The sequence below is a fragment of the Cognatishimia sp. WU-CL00825 genome, from assembly GCF_040364665.1.
Taxonomy (GTDB): domain Bacteria; phylum Pseudomonadota; class Alphaproteobacteria; order Rhodobacterales; family Rhodobacteraceae; genus Cognatishimia.
In genome coordinates this window covers 1-15,653 of the sequence record NZ_BAABWX010000011.1, presented here as the reverse complement: position 1 = coordinate 15,653, position 15,653 = coordinate 1, and the positions used below count along the sequence as shown (strand labels likewise).

General features: G+C 53.5%; 12 protein-coding genes and 1 pseudogene. 9 read left to right on the top strand and 4 right to left on the bottom strand.

Annotation, left to right across the window (positions count from 1 at the left end; translation table 11 throughout):
• Nucleotides 1-8 precede the first annotated feature (8 nt).
• Nucleotides 9-1,628, top strand: coding sequence for an FAD-dependent oxidoreductase (locus ABXG94_RS17525; RefSeq protein WP_353536286.1), 1,620 nt, complete (start codon nt 9-11; stop codon nt 1,626-1,628).
• A gap of 3 nt (nt 1,629-1,631) precedes the next feature.
• On the top strand, nt 1,632-1,826 hold the full coding sequence (locus tag ABXG94_RS17520) for a DUF2783 domain-containing protein (RefSeq protein WP_353536285.1): 195 nt from the start codon (nt 1,632-1,634) through the stop codon (nt 1,824-1,826).
• A 245-nt stretch (nt 1,827-2,071) separates the two neighbouring features.
• Here ABXG94_RS17520 and ABXG94_RS17515 read toward each other — a convergent pair whose 3' ends face one another.
• Nucleotides 2,072-3,010: a GlxA family transcriptional regulator gene (locus tag ABXG94_RS17515; RefSeq protein ID WP_353536284.1), complete on the bottom strand. Its 939-nt coding sequence runs from the start codon at nt 3,008-3,010 to the stop codon at nt 2,072-2,074.
• Nucleotides 3,011-3,266: 256 nt separating this feature from the next.
• Here ABXG94_RS17515 and bcoG point away from each other — a divergent pair, with 256 nt between their 5' ends.
• The 3 genes from bcoG to ABXG94_RS17500 all read left to right on the top strand — a co-directional run bounded on the left by bcoG (nt 3,267) and on the right by ABXG94_RS17500 (nt 7,424).
• Nucleotides 3,267-4,184 carry a 3-dehydrocarnitine:acetyl-CoA trimethylamine transferase BcoG gene (gene bcoG / locus ABXG94_RS17510; RefSeq protein ID WP_353536283.1) on the top strand — a complete coding sequence of 306 codons (918 nt, stop codon included), beginning with the start codon at nt 3,267-3,269 and terminating at the stop codon, nt 4,182-4,184.
• Nucleotides 4,181-5,614, top strand: a complete 1,434-nt coding sequence (locus ABXG94_RS17505) for a carnitine 3-dehydrogenase (protein ID WP_353536282.1) — start codon at nt 4,181-4,183, stop codon at nt 5,612-5,614. The genes bcoG and ABXG94_RS17505 overlap by 4 nt, the downstream gene beginning before the upstream one ends.
• A gap of 127 nt (nt 5,615-5,741) precedes the next feature.
• A complete protein-coding gene (locus ABXG94_RS17500) occupies nt 5,742-7,424 on the top strand; it encodes a BCCT family transporter (RefSeq protein ID WP_353536281.1) in 1,683 nt (560 codons plus the stop codon).
• Nucleotides 7,425-7,478: 54 nt separating this feature from the next.
• Here the strand turns inward: ABXG94_RS17500 and ABXG94_RS17495 are convergent, their stop codons facing one another.
• Entirely contained in the window at nt 7,479-8,423 is a 945-nt protein-coding gene (locus ABXG94_RS17495; RefSeq protein WP_353536280.1) for a GlxA family transcriptional regulator, read from the bottom strand.
• 74 nt (nt 8,424-8,497) lie between these two features.
• On the opposite strand from ABXG94_RS17495, the gene ABXG94_RS17490 reads away from it, so the two are divergent.
• The 3 genes from ABXG94_RS17490 to ABXG94_RS17480 all read left to right on the top strand — a co-directional run bounded on the left by ABXG94_RS17490 (nt 8,498) and on the right by ABXG94_RS17480 (nt 12,552).
• The gene (locus ABXG94_RS17490) at nt 8,498-9,658 is read left to right on the top strand and encodes an acyl-CoA dehydrogenase family protein (protein WP_353536279.1); all 1,161 of its coding nucleotides are present in this window, start codon (nt 8,498-8,500) and stop codon (nt 9,656-9,658) included.
• Between the two features lie 95 nt (nt 9,659-9,753).
• On the top strand, nt 9,754-11,769 hold the full coding sequence (locus ABXG94_RS17485) for an acetate--CoA ligase family protein (RefSeq protein ID WP_353536278.1): 2,016 nt from the start codon (nt 9,754-9,756) through the stop codon (nt 11,767-11,769).
• Between the two features lie 3 nt (nt 11,770-11,772).
• Entirely contained in the window at nt 11,773-12,552 is a 780-nt protein-coding gene (locus ABXG94_RS17480) for a carnitinyl-CoA dehydratase (RefSeq protein WP_353536277.1), read from the top strand.
• Between the two features lie 152 nt (nt 12,553-12,704).
• On the opposite strand, the gene ABXG94_RS17475 is transcribed toward ABXG94_RS17480, so the two are convergent.
• On the bottom strand, nt 12,705-13,718 hold the full coding sequence (locus tag ABXG94_RS17475) for a ParB/RepB/Spo0J family partition protein (protein ID WP_353536276.1): 1,014 nt from the start codon (nt 13,716-13,718) through the stop codon (nt 12,705-12,707).
• Entirely contained in the window at nt 13,715-14,917 is a 1,203-nt protein-coding gene (locus ABXG94_RS17470) for an AAA family ATPase (protein WP_353536275.1), read from the bottom strand. The genes ABXG94_RS17475 and ABXG94_RS17470 overlap by 4 nt, the downstream gene beginning before the upstream one ends.
• A 530-nt stretch (nt 14,918-15,447) precedes the next feature.
• Here ABXG94_RS17470 and ABXG94_RS17465 point away from each other — a divergent pair.
• Nucleotides 15,448-15,653 (top strand): annotated as a pseudogene (locus ABXG94_RS17465) (replication initiation protein); the annotation flags it as partial.

Genomic DNA, 15,653 nt, shown 5'->3' with positions numbered 1-15,653 from the left:
GATTTGCCATGTTTCAGGATCGCTATCCGCTTGCGTTCAAGCTGTACCCCTATGAACGGTCAGCTGACCAAGATCAATCGATCCCCGTTCGCCACCCCGTTGTCGTTATGGGAGGTGGTCCCATCGGGCTGGGCATTGCTCTAGACCTTGGCCGTCAGGGCGTGCCGGTGGTTGTGCTGGATGACCACGAAGGCATCGGCATGGGCAGCCGGGCGATTTGTTTTGCCAAACGCACGCTTGAAATCGCAGATCGCTTTGGCTGTGGCGACGCGATGGTCGACAAAGGCGTTGTCTGGAACATCGGCAAAGTCTTTCACGATGATCGCCAGGTTTTTGAGTTCAACCTCTTGCCCGAGGAAGGCCACAAGAACCCGGCGTTTATTAACCTGCAACAGCCCTATTTCGAACGGTTTCTGTTTGAACAGATCCAAGCCGAAATCGCAAAAGGCGCGCCCATCGAAATTCGCGGCAAAAACCGCGTCGAATCTGTGGACCCGCTGGACGATCATGTCGGTCTGACGGTCTTAACCCCAGAAGGTGAATATCAGCTAGAGGCCGATTGGTTGATTGGCTGTGACGGGGCCAGTTCGCCTCTGCGCAGCATGATGGGCCTAGAATTTGATGGCCGGGTGTTCCAGGATAGTTTCCTGATCGCCGACATTCGCATGAAGGCCGAATATCCAACAGAACGCTGGTTCTGGTTTGAACCGCATTTCAAATCAGGCGCGTCAGCATTGCTGCACAAACAGCCCGATGATGTCTGGCGTATCGATTTTCAAATCGGCTGGGACGCGGACCGCAAGGAGGAAATGAAAGAAGCGAACATACGCAAACGTTTGGATGCGATGTTAGGCGATGATGTCGAATATGACATGGTCTGGTCTTCGATCTATACCTTCCAATGCAAACGCATGGAGAGCTTCCGCCACGGTCGGGTGATCTTTGCCGGTGACAGCGCGCATCAGGTCTCTCCCTTTGGGGCAAGGGGGGCCAACTCCGGCATGCAGGACGTGGACAACCTCGGTTGGAAACTTGGCATGGTGGTCAACGGAACCGCGCCAGAAACCCTGATCGACAGCTATTCGGAAGAACGCGTGTACGGCGCCGAGGAAAACATCCGCAACTCCACGCGCTCTACGGATTTCATTTCGCCAAAATCCAAGGTCAGCTATCAATTCCGCAACGCCATCCTTGACCTCTCCAGCGATTATGAATTTGCAAGACCACTGGTGAATTCGGGCCGACTGTCGATGCCCTGTACCTATGATGGCCTGTCTTTGAACGCTGCCGATGACTTGGCCGGCCCAGACAGAACCCGCGTTGGCAGCCCCTGCCCAGATGCGCCGGTCGGCTCTGGCTTTCTGCTGGACCATTTGGGCGACCAATTTGTTCTGTTGGGTCTGAACCAAGATGTGCCCGACATGCAGGAAGTTGATGGTATCGCGATAAAGGGGGTCTCCTTGGACCTGTCCAACGCGGCGCACGAATTGCTGCGCGCGCGCTATCTGGGCACCGAAGAGAGCGCGGTTTATCTGATCCGTCCGGACCAACATGTTGCCGCACGCTGGCCTGCTTTTGACGCAGACAGCGTTGCCCAGGCCCTGAAAACAGCTTGCGGAAAGGAATAAGTCATGGGTGAATTGAACACCAAAGCCAACATTGCGGATGCAGATCAATTCTATGAAGATCTGATCAACGCCCATGCGGGCCTGTCAGAGGATGAGAGTCAGGCGCTGAATTCGCGATTGATCCTGCTCTTGGCCAATCATGTGGGCGACATGAATGTCTTGAGCCAAGCACTCGCAGCTGCACGGGCAGAGCCTTAGAACACAGTGCAAACTGCACTTGCACCGGGGCAGCAATCACACCGCTTCGCAAAAGAAACATAATACATCTTATGCGAACTGTTCTCGTATTAGGGTGCGCGCTACTTCCAAGTGCGACTCCTATTAGAAACCAATGGGCTATCTAATAGGAGATCATGGCATGGCATCAAAGGGCCATCGCCTGATCTGCGCAGGCACATTCCTAGTCATCGCGGAGGAGCCGCCGTTGACCAAACCAAATTGCGTCACTGCTGCCTGGTCCGGATGTCGCGCATTGCGACACCCATTTCAGACCGAAAGGACCGCGCCAGAGAAGCCCCCGAAGAGAACCCACAGCGCAGGGCGATTTGCTCCTGGCTCAGTTGGGTCTCTTCCACAAGGTAGCGGGCTTTTTGCAGCCGAAACATTCTGAAATACTTGCCGGGAGACATGCCCAGCTCGCGCAGAAACAACCGACAAAGGGTGCGCTCTGCCAGTGACACCCGTTTGGCCAGCTCAAATGTCGTCAGGGGGGTTTCTATATTCTCGGCCATTACATCTATGGCCGCAAGCAGCTTTGGAGACCCGGTTTCGCGCAATTTTTGCGCCCCGCGACCCAATTGGTTTTGCCGCGTTGGATCATAGACAAACATACTAAAGGCATCAAAGGCCGCTGCCGGGCCAAACTGGCGTTTGATCAGATCCAAAAGCATGTCCAGAACCGCGCTGGCGCCGCCGCAGCTCAGATAACGCCCCGAACGCACAAACCGCGCTGTGGAAACAGATACATTTGAAAACGCCTCTTGAAAGGCGTCGATTTCCTGCCAGTGAATTGTCGCGCTATGCCCATCCAAGACCCCTGCCTCTGCCAACAGCCAAGACGCGGTATCAACCGCAATGATCAAAGGGGCATTTCGCGCAGCCAATCGCAAGGTGCTGGTCAGCTGTTTGCTGATCTGATCGCGCATATGATAGCCGGCAACAAGCACCAAGGTTGCATCGGTTTGGCCCGGATTAAATGTGCCATCTGGCCTGATGCGCAACCCGCTCGAGCTAGTGACCTCTGCACCAGTCAACGTGGTGATGCGCCAACTCAGCTGCGCCCCTAACGAGCGCAGCTGCACATCGCGCAAAGGCTCCAGGGCGCTCGCGAGCACCATGTTTGAAAATCCATCAAACAGCAAAAACTCAAATTTGGCAGGCATATTTGACGACATTTGTAACAAATATGGCGAGAAATGAGTGTAGCGCAAGGTATTATGTTGCCTAGCTTCTTGCCATGGGACGTCACCGCCCCACGCGTTTGTCACTTAGAAATGTGCTGCCAGTTTTCGACAGTAGCTGTCTCAAAAACCTCTGCGCTGTTTTGCACAGGCAAGAAAGCAACGGCCAAGGCAATGGCAAACGGTATCTCGGGTGCGCAAGACACCCCAAATTTCACGACCTACGGGGATCAACTTTATGCCTCTGACTATGAACCGAGATGTTTTTATCACCTGCGCTGTTACCGGATCTGGCAGCACACAAGATCGCAGCCCACATGTGCCTCGTTCGCCCAAGCAAATCGCAGAGTCGGCGATTGATGCTGCCAAGGCTGGCGCCGCTGTGGTGCATTGCCATGTGCGCGACCCTGAAACCGGGACCCCAAGCCGTGATTTGGCCCTGTATCGGGAGTTGACCGACCGGGTGCGCGACGCCGAGGTCGATGTTGTTTTGAACCTGACCGCAGGTATGGGCGGCGACATTGTGTTTGGCTCTGCAGAGGCCCCCTTCCCCGTCAATGCATCCGCCACCGACATGATCGGTGCCACCGAACGCTTGGCCCATATTGCCGAATGCCTGCCAGAAATCTGCACACTGGATTGCGGCACAATGAATTTCGCCGAAGCAGACTATGTGATGACAAACACCCCGGGCATGTTGCGCGCCATGGGGCAAATGATGACTGACCTTGGGGTAAAACCAGAAATCGAAGCCTTTGACACTGGCCATCTTTGGTTTGCGACCCAACTTGTGAAAGAGGGAATTCTAACGTCACCCGCCTTGGTTCAGCTTTGCATGGGCGTGCCCTGGGGCGCTCCAAATGACCTCAATACTTTTATGGCCATGGTCAACAATGTGCCCTCTGACTGGACATGGTCCGCCTTTAGCCTTGGCCGCGATCAAATGCCTTATGCGGCGCAATCAGTGCTGGCCGGCGGCAATGTGCGTGTTGGTTTGGAAGACAATCTCTGGCTTGGCAAAGGTGTTCTTGCCACCAATGCGCAACTGGTTGAACGCGCTGTTGGTGTCATCGAAGGCATGGGCGCAAAGGTCATTGGCCCCGCAGAGGTGCGCAGCAAACTTGGCCTGACCAAACGCGCGCGGGTGGCCGCATGAACAACACAGCTAAAACCGCAACAATCATCGGCGGCGGCGTCATTGGCGGCGGCTGGGTGGCCCGCTTTCTTCTGAACGGCTGGAACGTCAATGTCTTTGACCCGGATCCTGAGGCAGAGCGTAAGATCACCGAAGTTCTGACCAACGCCCGACGCGCCCTGCCCGCTCTCTATGACAAATTGCTGCCCACCGAAGGCACGCTTTGTTTTCACAGTGACCTAAAACAGGCTCTAAACAACACCCATTGGGTGCAAGAAAGCATTCCTGAACGTCTAGAGCTCAAGCATAAAATCCATGCGCAGATACAGGAATTTGCCCCAAAGGCCGCGGTCATCGGCTCGTCCACCTCTGGGTTTAAACCATCAGAGCTAAACCAAGGCACAGGTCGCATCATCGTCGCGCATCCTTTCAATCCGGTCTATTTGCTGCCTTTGGTGGAACTGGTCGGAGACAGCGAGATTTGCGCAACCGCCGCTGATCTGCTGCGCTCAATCGGAATGTACCCGCTGACCGTGCGCAAAGAAATCGACGCCCATATCGCAGATCGACTGCTGGAGGCTGTCTGGCGCGAGGGCCTGTGGCTGATCAAAGATGGCATCTGTTCAACAGAAGAATTGGACGAAGCTGTGCGCATGGGTTTTGGCCTGCGTTGGGCGCAAATGGGCCTGTTTGAAACCTACCGCATCGCCGGCGGCGAAGCAGGCATGAAACATTTCATGACCCAATTTGGCCCGGCTCTACAATGGCCCTGGACCAAACTCATGGACGTGCCGGACTTCACAGAAGACCTGGTGAATATGATTGCGGATCAGTCCGACGCCCAATCCGGTCACATGTCGATCCGCGCGCTTGAGCGCCTGCGCGACGACAATCTAGTGGGCATGATGCGCGCGCTCAAACTGTCAGGCAGTGGCGCTGGTGGCGTGCTGAACACCCACGAAGCCACCCTGCCCGAAATCGCCTCTGTCGATCTGCCCATCACGGTCAACCGGGTGATTCCGCAAAGCTGGACTGACTATAACGGCCATATGAACGAGGCCCATTATCTCGAAGTCTCAGCCCAGGCCACCGACCGCTTTATGGAGATAATCGGTGCGGACGCCGCCTATGTGACCGCCGGTCAAAGCTACTTCACCGTGGAAAACCACATGCAATTTCTGGCCGAACTACATGCCGGCGACGCAATTCACGTTACCACCCACGTTCTCAAGGGCGACGGCAAGAAAATGCAACTGTTCCACACCCTCACCAAAGCCGACGGCACCGCCGCTGCAACCGTCGAAACACTGTTGATCCACATGGATCTTAAGGCGCGCAAAACATCGCTCCCTGCAGCACATGTTGCTGACAATCTGGCCAACTACGCGCGGGCGCACATGAATTTGCCCGCGCCCAACCGCACCAAAAGAAATGTAGCCAGCGGCAATTAACAACCTGCCTTCCAGATTCTTTCCCCCAGACGGTGGGCACATCCGGCGGATCAGCCAGCATTGACTGATCCACCTTCAAAACGCGGGAACCAACAAAACACAATAAAACCAAACAGGGAGACAGTGCATGTCTGAACACACACCCAATTCAGACCTTGTTGCAAAACAAGGCTTCTTTACCGGGCTTCATCCCGGCATGAGTATCGCCGCAAAGGGCATGATTGCTGCCTTTGTGATCTTCACCGTCATGAACGTCGAATTTGCCGGTGGACTGTATAAATCCATCCGTAGCTGGATCGAAAATGGCCTAAGCTTTTACTACATCACTTTATTTTCGGTCGGTTTGTTCGTCTGCCTTTGGCTGATGTTCTCCCGCCACGGAAAAATTCGCTTGGGCGATGATGACTCGCGCCCCGAATTCAGCAACTTCAGCTGGTTTGCGATGCTCTTCTCAGCCGGCATCGGAATTGGTATTCTCTTCTTTGGCGTTGCCGAGCCAATTTTCTACTTCGATAACACCGAAGTATGGGGTTACCCGAACAATCCGCATGCCGATCAGCAGGGCCACACCGAAATGAACATGCAGCGCGCGATCGACGCGATGCGCGTAACGTTCTTTCACTGGGGTTTTCATGGTTGGGCATTCTACGTTCTTGTTGGCCTTAGCCTTGCCTATTTTGGCTTCCGCAAGAAACTGCCGCTGACGCTACGTTCAGCGCTTTACCCACTGCTTGGCGATCGGATTTATGGTCCCTGGGGTCACGCCGTAGACTTGCTTGCTGTGTTTGGCACTGTATTTGGTGTCGCAACATCGCTTGGCTTGGGCGTCAGTCAAATGGCCGCCGGTCTAAACCATCTCTTTGGCATAGATTCAGGGCTAAATACCAAACTGATCTTGATCGCCGTTGTTTCAGTGATCGCCACTGCCTCTGCGGTTTCTGGCGTTGGCAAAGGCATTCGTATCCTGTCAGAATGGAACATCTGGCTTTCCATCATCCTGCTCACTGCATTTGTCGTCCTAGGGCCATTCCAATGGCTGATGGGCTTCTTTGTAACCAGCATTGGTGACTACCTCTGGAACTTCGTTCCCATGGGCTTCTGGACGGCGACCGAAAGCGAAGAGATCGCTTGGCAAGGTGGCTGGACAATCTTCTATTGGGGTTGGTGGATTTCATGGTCACCATTTGTCGGTGTCTTTATCGCACGGATTTCTCGTGGTCGTACAATCCGTGAATTCATGATCGGCGTTATGTTTGTGCCAACAACCATTACGTTCTTCTGGCTATGTATGTTCGGCGGAAATGCAATCTGGCAAGAGCTTCACATGGCCGGCGGCCCGGCAGTCGATGGCGGTGCAGGGATCATTCAGATTGTGCGTGATTGGAACTTGCCAAGCGCATTGTTTAGCACCATCGACAACATCGGATCAACAAGCGGTGTTGAATGGATCAGCTGGCCTTTGTCCTTGCTGACAACATTCCTGTTGTTCTCATGGTTCATCACATCTTCGGATTCCGGGACTTTGGTAATCACAACTATGCTGTCCATGGGGGATGAAAATCCGCCCAAGAAATTCCGTATCATCTGGGGTTTGGGTCAGGGCGTTGTCGCTGCGTCTTTGCTGCTTGCCGGAGGATTGGGAGCTTTGCAGACAGCCTCTATTGCTGCCGCCTTCCCGATATCCTTTGTTTTGATATTGATGATCTGGGGGCTGCTGAAATCTTTGAGCGAAGATTCCTCAGCGACACCAATCTCGAGCAATACTTTTGCCCCAGATGGAACCCGCATCACGCAAGAGCTTAAAGCATAACACGCGCGCCAGCCCTGCGGGGCTGGCGCAATTTCTGCCCTGAATGCATCGATCTTACCGAATTTGACGCAGGGCCCGCGGCGTCTGTCCAAACAGCGCCTTGAACGCCCGTGTCATGGCACTTGCATTTTCATACCCACAGCGATTTGAAATCTCGGTCACAGATTGATCTGTTTCCGTCACCAATTTGCGCGCATAGGTCAGCCGCAAGCGTCGATACACGGCCATAGGCGTCTCCTGCAATTCGTCGCGCATCCGCAATTCCAAAGCGCGTTGACTTGCCCCAACTTTGCGCGCCAGCTCTGAAATCGAAAGTGTTTGTTCCAGGTTTTCCTGCATCAGATGCAAGGCCCGATCCACCATCCGCCCGCTTGATTTGCGCGCCAGTGAATACGAGCGTGCGGCCTCGTTTGTCATGAACAACCGCGCAACATCAACCGTCAGCAAAGCCCCGTGATCTCGGCCAATCAAATGCATGACAACGTCAAATGCGGCCATCGCCCCAGTGCAGGTGATGCGCGCGCCATCGATCACATAACGTTCACGCAGGGCCTCACAATTTGGAAAGGTCTCTTCAAAGCTGGCCAACTCGTCCCAATGGATCGTCGCTTGATAGCCCTCCAGCAAACCCGCCCGTGCCAAAAGCCAGCTGCCCGTGTCAAAGCCCGCAATGGTGCCGTACCGTTGGGCCGCTAGGCGAATTTGCATCACCGTGTCGCGCCCATCTAAGGCCCGAACCCCATAAGACGGCATCACGATCAACAGATCCCCAGAACCAGCACTCAGCGCATCGTGCGGCGCAATCTGCAACCCGCTAGAGCTCTGCACGCTTTGGCCGTCCAACGTCAAAAACCGCCAGGCATACAGATGGGTCCGCGACAGACTGTTGGCTGCGCGCAGCGGCTCCACGATGTTTGCTAAACAGTGGTTTGAAAAATCATCAAACAACAAAAGATCGATTTGCTGGGTTGGATTCGGCGATTCTTTCGCTTTCTGCATGAAGAACACCAAATACTGCACAGTATTCAATTGCAACCACGGTTTTACTGGCGACAGCAAAAAGGAGTCGCCCCATGCATTTTGGCCTCAGCGAAGAACAAGAGATGATTGTCTCGACGGTGCGCAGCTTCGTCGAAAATGAAATTTATCCACACGAAGCCGAAGTCGAGCGCGCCGGGCAAGTGCCGCATGCACTTGGCGAAAAGATCAAACAAAAATGCATCGACCTTGGGTTTTACGCCTGCAATTTCCCAGAGGACGTCGGCGGCGCGGGTCTAAGCCATATGGATTTCACCCTGGTTGAACGCGAACTTGGGCGCGGCTCTATGGCCCTGACGCATTTCTTTGGTCGCCCCCAGAACATTCTTATGGCCTGTAACCCAGAGCAAAAAGACCGCTATCTATTGCCCGCCGTTCGGGGCGAGAAAATGGACGCCTTGGCGATGACTGAACCTGATGCGGGATCAGATGTGCGCGGCATGAAATGCCAGGCGCTGCGCGATGGTGGCGACTGGGTGGTCAACGGATCCAAACATTTCATCTCCGGGGCTGAACACGCTGATTTCTTTATTGTGTTCATTGCCACCGGCGTAGACGAAACCCCACGCGGCCCCAAAAAACGCATCACAACCTTTCTCGTAGATCGTGACACCCCGGGGTTTGAAGTGCGTGACGGATATAATTCCGTTTCCCATAAAGGCTATAAAAACTACGTTCTGTATTTTGACAATTGCCGCTTGCCAGACACGCAGGTTTTGGGCCAAGTCGATGGCGGATTTGCCGTGATGAACGATTGGCTTTATGCCACCCGCTTGACCGTAGCCGCCTTTAGCGTTGGCCGGGCGCGTCGTTGCTTTGACTATGCGCTTAACTATTCAGTTGATCGAAAACAATTCGGACAAAGCATCGGTAAATTTCAGGGTATTAGCTTTCAGCTTGCTGATATGATTACCGAAATCGACGCCGCTGATTGGATGACTTTGGCGGCGGCATGGCGGCTTGACCAAAAACTGCCGTCCAATCGCGAAATCGCATCCGCCAAACTTTATGCCTCTGAAATGCTGGGGCGGGTCACCGACACCACCTTACAAATCTTTGGCGGCATGGGGTTGATGGATGATTTCCCAATAGAGCGCTTTTGGCGCGATGCCCGCGTCGAGCGCATTTGGGACGGCACATCTGAAATTCAGCGCCACATCATTTCCAGAGATCTTCTGCGTCCACTTGGGGCCTAAGATCTTGCTTTGGCGGCGAAAGAAACGGTTTTGTCTGCTCTCTCAGCACCGTTTCATTCGCCGTCCGGGGCCAATTTAGAAACTTGGATCCTTCTATGACACGCGACCTAGACCGCCTCTTCAATCCAAAAACCATCGCAGTGATTGGCGGGGGTGCTTGGTGCGAGCAAGTTATTCGGCAATCACAGGCCATGCATTTCGCAGGTCAGATTTGGCCGGTAAATCCCAATCGCACTGACATCTGCGGCCTGCCCGCCTTTGCCTCACCAGGTGACCTCCCCTCAGGCCCAGATGCGGCCTTTGTAGGGGTGAACCGGCATCTTACCCTTGATGTTGTCGCCCAGCTTTCAAAAATTGGAACCGGGGGCGCTGTGTGTTTCGCTAGCGGCTTTTCCGAAGCCTCCGCCGAAGACGGCACCGCAGTCGGATTGCAATCAGATCTGGTTATGGCCGTTGGCGACATGCCGATTTTGGGTCCCAATTGCTATGGCTTTATCAATGCATTGGATGGGGCATTGTTGTGGCCGGATCAGCACGGCTGTACCCCCGTAGACCGCGGGGTCGCGATCATCACCCAAAGCTCTAATATTGCCATCAATCTGACGATGCAAAAGCGTGGCCTGCCTATCGCCTATACCATCACTTGCGGCAACATGGCCCAGACCACGCAGGCGCAAGCAGCCCTAGCGCTGTTGAACGACCCGCGCGTCACGGCCATTGGTCTGCACGTCGAAGGTTTTGGCGACCTCCGAGAATGGGAAACCCTTGCACAGCGTGCTTATGAAAAACGCATTCCCTTGGTTGCTCTCAAAGTGGGGGCTTCAGATCAAGCGCAACAAGCCACCGTGTCCCACACCGCTTCTTTGGCGGGCAGCGATGTTGGGGCGCAGGCGCTTTTGGATCGTCTTGGCATACCTCGATTGAAATCCTTGCCAGCCTTTCTGGAAACCCTCAAACTTTTGCACGTCAACGGCCCGCTTGCGTCTGGAAATATCGCCTCCATCAGTTGCTCTGGCGGCGAGGCCAGCCTGATTGCGGATATGGCACTCGGCCGCAATGTGGCGTTTCCCAGCCTTTCGTCTGGGCAAAAAACCAACCTGCGAGCAGCGCTTGGCCCGCTTGTCTCACTAAGCAACCCGCTGGACTATCACACCTATATTTGGCGCGACGAAGCGGCAATGACCCAGGCATGGGCGGGCATGACTGGCAGCGATATCGCCTTGACGCTTTCCATTGTTGACTATCCAACAACAGATCCAACCGATTGGGGCTGCGCCACGCGCGCGGCCCAAAAAGTCCGTGCCCAAACCGAGGCCCCGTTTGCGATTGTCGCCACCCTGCCCGAGCTGCTGCCAGAGGCTGTTTCAAGCGACCTTATTTCCGGTGGAGTTGTGCCGTTTCACGGTCTGGACGAAGCGCTCGCTGCCATCGAAGCTGCTGCCCATATCAGACCTCCCTCTGCCCTGCCCCTTTGCCTGCCGCAAAACGCGCGGACCGCTGAAACCTTGACCGAAGCACAGTCCAAAACGGAACTGGCGGCCTTTGGTCTGCCGGTGCCACGTCACCAAATCACCTCGAGCACCACTGAGGTTGCGCAGGCAGTCAAAACTTTGCGCCCGCCCTTTGCAATAAAAGGCATGGGTTTGGCCCATAAGTCAGAGCATGGGGCCGTGCGTTTAGGGATCTCTGCCAAAGACGCAATAGCTGTGGCCGCAGACATTGCAACAGACGAAGTCTTAATAGAGGAAATGACCCTTGGCACAGTTGCAGAACTCTTGGTTGGTGTTGTGCGAGACCCGGCACATGGATTTGTCATGACGCTTGCGGCCGGTGGCATCCAAACCGAATTGTTACAAGACACCGCGTCATTTTTATTGCCCGCAAACCGCGATGACATCAAGGCAGCGCTGAATGCGCTTAGATGCGCGCCCTTACTGCACGGTTATCGTGGCAAACAAGGCATCAATCTGGACGCTCTGTTTGCCGCTATAGACACCCTGCAAACCTATGTAATTGATCAGGCAGATGTCTTGGAAGAAGTTGAAATTAATCCGCTCCTCTGCACCCAAGATCGGGTTGTTGCAGTCGATGCGCTTATCAGGAAAGGCTAGGATATGTCTGCTTTTAGAACACGACGCGAAGGCGCGATATTTGAACTCATTCTCGATCGCCCTAAAGCCAATGCCATTGATCTGGCCACCAGCTGTGAAATGGGCAAAGCCTTTGCCGCATTTCGCGATGACCCCAGCCTGCGGGTCGCGATTTTATCTGCGGCCGGAGACAAGTTTTTCTGCCCTGGTTGGGATCTGAAAGCCGCAGCCGAAGGCGACGCGGTTGACGGCGATTATGGTGTGGGTGGCTTTGGTGGTTTGCAGGAACTGCGAGATCTAAACAAGCCGGTCATCGCCGCCATCAATGGCATCGCTTGCGGTGGCGGGTTGGAATTGGCGCTGTCTGCCGACATGATTCTGGCCGCAGACCACGCAACCTTTGCGCTGCCAGAAATCCGCTCGGGCACCGTCGCGGATGCTGCCAGCATAAAGCTGCCAAAACGCATCCCTTATCATATTGCCATGGAATTGCTGCTGACGGGCCGCTGGTTTGATGCCCAAGAAGCTCAACGCTGGGGCTTGATAAATGACATCGTCACGGCGGATCAACTGATGGATCGCGCTTGGGAGCTTGCCCGGCTTTTGGCTTCGGGACCACCACTGGTTTACGCAGCAATCAAAGAAGTTGTGCGCAACGCAGAGGACAGCAAATTCCAAGACGCCATGAACCGTGTCACCAAACGCCAATTGCCAACGGTAGACGTTTTATACAGCAGCGAAGATCAGCTTGAAGGCGCCAAAGCCTTTGCAGAAAAGCGCGATCCAATTTGGAAGGGCCGCTAAGCTTACAGCCCCCTCAAAGCGCTCTTATTGACGGGGATATATTCTTTCTTGCTCTGAATTTCAGGTCAAAAGCTTCAGAATCCCACATTGGATTTATGAATAACTATTTGTTTTTATTGAGTTATTCAAGAAATTGCCAATTGGCAATTTCCTTACAAGTCCTCAGCACGGTCCAATAGGAACTTTTCTAGCAGTTTACGCAAGTCTGACGCTGGGGCGGACTTGTCGATCTCTAGGATAATCTGACGACCTTTGTCTTTCCGGGTGATGCTGAACCCGGTGCCTTTGGCGCTATAGACATGTTGTACCGATGGGCGCGGCTTGCGTTTGGTAAGCGTGCCCTGCCCCGCGCGCTTTAGCGCCTCTATCACTTTAGCGGCGTCATTCCATGGCAAGCCATCCGTGGTCGCGCCAGCGGCCCGCATCGACGCCAGCCATTCCGCTTTTTCGATCAACTGCTGCCGGGCCTTTGGCTGCGCTAATAGCGGCTTTAACGTCCGCGCATGCAGCTCTTTGATATCATTGGAATTGGGATAAGCTTTGACAATTTCATCCGGTAATTTCGCCAAATACAGATAGCGCGACAACCAGGCCTCGGAAACCTGTAACCGCTGCGCCATCGATTTTTGCTTGCCGCCATAATACAGTTTAACAGCACTCGCATAATCGCGCGCGCGCTCATAATCAGAGATATCCGCGCGGTCCCGGTTCTCGATATCTGCCAGGCGAAAGGCCTCTTCATCCGAGAGATCCCGCACCTCGACCAGATACTTGTATTGCGGGTAATTATTGGCCTGCAACCAAGAGATTGCGAAATGACGACGTGCGCCACAGATCACTTCAAAATCTGCATCCGGATTGTCTTCAACCCGCCGGACAATTGCCGGAAATTCCTGCCGGCCTTGTTGCTGTATGCCCTCGATCAAATCGGCACAGTTTTCCGGCGTCAACAGATCGTAATCGCGGTTATGACGTTCCCACATCTGGCAGCGCGCGGGGTCCACCCAATGCAAGGTTTTTTCGTCAACTTCGCCACCCAGTTTGTCACCGATGGCATTGCCGCGTTTCAGAAACCGGCCTGCGCCGCGTTCTTTCTTGGGGCTACGATCTTCTGATCCAATCCCGCTTAGAACCGCATCAAAAATTGCATCGTGTTTCTTGGTCATAATAACCCCTCCCGGCTTAGGGCTTCGCGTTGACTTGGCCATGTTTTGCGCATCAGAATTTCGACCTCTTTGCCAATGGCATCCAAATAAGCCCTACAACGCTTGTGGGTCTCGGTGCGCGTGCTTGCATTGGTCATCTCATAAACCGTCAATAAATTGGCGGTGGCATTGTCGATTTCAGCGGAATCTTTAAGAACAGATTGCAGCATATCACCGGCAAACACCGCATCCATCATACGCTTGATCGCCACATGGGCGGATTTCCCATCGTTCATCTTTGTGGCGAGAATCTTAACAAACTTATAACTATGGGTGCCGCCCACTTTCTCTAGCTCTGCCAAGGTGCTGGTCATCATTTTCAAGAAATGCACAGTCGAGCCAAAATCGACGTTATTGGGTGGGGTAGGCACTAATATCGCGTCCGCCGCGCGCAGGACGGACAGCGAAATCATACCAAGCGCCGGGGGGGGATCCAGCAAAATGACATCAAAGTGATCGCGGATTGTGTTGATGCCATCCCGGAGCCGATCCAGGACAAAGCCGGATTCTCTGGCCATGCGTCCTGCCAGTTCATATTCGGCATCATACAGACCCAAATTCGCCGCGATCATCGCAATTCCTGGCCAATAAGTGGCCCGCAAAGCATAGCGCAATTCCTGTGGTCCGCCGTGACGAAAGAACGGATAAAGTGTTTCTTCGTCTTCATCGATGTCGATATCGGGATTCAGGCCCAGAATGGATGTGGTCGAGGCCTGGCTGTCACAATCGATAACGCAAACCCGGTAACCTTGCAGCGCCAAATATTGCGAAAGATGCGTGACGAGGGTCGATTTTCCAACGCCGCCTTTGAAATTCTGAATCGCGAGAACAAGTGCTTCATCGTCCTCGGACCGATGGGGCAGGGTGCCAAAGAGCTGCCGCATGTTGTTGATTTCATGCAGGCCGTAGCCTTTGCGACGGCCGGTTTTTGCGTCTTTTTCCGGAGCAGGCAAACGCCCCTCATTCTCTGCATCGCGAATAAGAGTTTCAGACCGACCAACCATTTGAGCGGCTGTTCTGACATTGAACCGCACATCTAGGGTTTTTTGGGTGCCTGGCGCAAAAACCTGATCTCTGAGCCGGTCAATGACAGACGTCGCCCGGTTTGATAAAACGTTGAGGTCATCTAATGTCACTGGGGGAAGGATAGGATCAGCCATGAAGCCTCTCTACTTTTGATTTTTCTAAGCAAATAGCTAAAAAAGCAAAACTTGCGTTGTTAAATTCTTTTTTTCAAAAGTTTGTTGTCTTAGCAAGAAAGATTTGGCTTGATTCGTCGAATCATTCTGAGGATTGGCGGATTTGTTGCAAAATTTATGTGGTGACAGGCTATATTGCCAGTTCAGATTCTTTTAGTTCAATTGTTCGTCGCTTGTAACTATTTGATAAAGAAAAATAATCCTGAACTAAGCTTACTTTATGGGTGGTAAAACTTACACATTGGGATGCTTAGTCTTACAGATTGGGTGATGAAAGCTTACGCATTGGATGGGGCCTAATTAGAGCCTAATTTATCCTTTGTTTTGATTCGTTTACCAGAGCCTTTGGTTGATTTTATGTTTTGTGGGGTGGTCTTAAAAATTACTTTTTGGGTGCGAGCGGGTAAATTTCTGGCGCGTGATTGACCGAAAGAGTGTTTTCTCTTACAACGAAAAAAAATAAAGGTAAGAGTTGAGTGTAAGCAGGCGATATGGTGGACGACGCAAAAAAACCTTATAGTAGTCTGGATGCAAAGCCAAATGCCGAGTCTTTGATCAAGCCCGGCGAATTGGTTGATTTGGTTGAAGTGACACCGCTGACGCTGAACGATCGCCGCATCTATAATTTGATGCTGGAACATGCCTGGGAAGATATCGACAAACCGGTGGTGCATCATGTGTCCAAGGCCACACTGCG

Coding starts and splice junctions, on each gene's coding strand:
- ABXG94_RS17525 (WP_353536286.1), top strand. CDS start 9: ATGTTTCAGGATCGCTATCCGCTTGCGTTCAAGCTGTACCCCTATGAA.
- ABXG94_RS17520 (WP_353536285.1), top strand. CDS start 1,632: ATGGGTGAATTGAACACCAAAGCCAACATTGCGGATGCAGATCAATTC.
- ABXG94_RS17515 (WP_353536284.1), bottom strand. CDS start 3,010: ATGCCTGCCAAATTTGAGTTTTTGCTGTTTGATGGATTTTCAAACATG.
- bcoG (WP_353536283.1), top strand. CDS start 3,267: ATGCCTCTGACTATGAACCGAGATGTTTTTATCACCTGCGCTGTTACC.
- ABXG94_RS17505 (WP_353536282.1), top strand. CDS start 4,181: ATGAACAACACAGCTAAAACCGCAACAATCATCGGCGGCGGCGTCATT.
- ABXG94_RS17500 (WP_353536281.1), top strand. CDS start 5,742: ATGTCTGAACACACACCCAATTCAGACCTTGTTGCAAAACAAGGCTTC.
- ABXG94_RS17495 (WP_353536280.1), bottom strand. CDS start 8,423: ATGCAGAAAGCGAAAGAATCGCCGAATCCAACCCAGCAAATCGATCTT.
- ABXG94_RS17490 (WP_353536279.1), top strand. CDS start 8,498: ATGCATTTTGGCCTCAGCGAAGAACAAGAGATGATTGTCTCGACGGTG.
- ABXG94_RS17485 (WP_353536278.1), top strand. CDS start 9,754: ATGACACGCGACCTAGACCGCCTCTTCAATCCAAAAACCATCGCAGTG.
- ABXG94_RS17480 (WP_353536277.1), top strand. CDS start 11,773: ATGTCTGCTTTTAGAACACGACGCGAAGGCGCGATATTTGAACTCATT.
- ABXG94_RS17475 (WP_353536276.1), bottom strand. CDS start 13,718: ATGACCAAGAAACACGATGCAATTTTTGATGCGGTTCTAAGCGGGATT.
- ABXG94_RS17470 (WP_353536275.1), bottom strand. CDS start 14,917: ATGGCTGATCCTATCCTTCCCCCAGTGACATTAGATGACCTCAACGTT.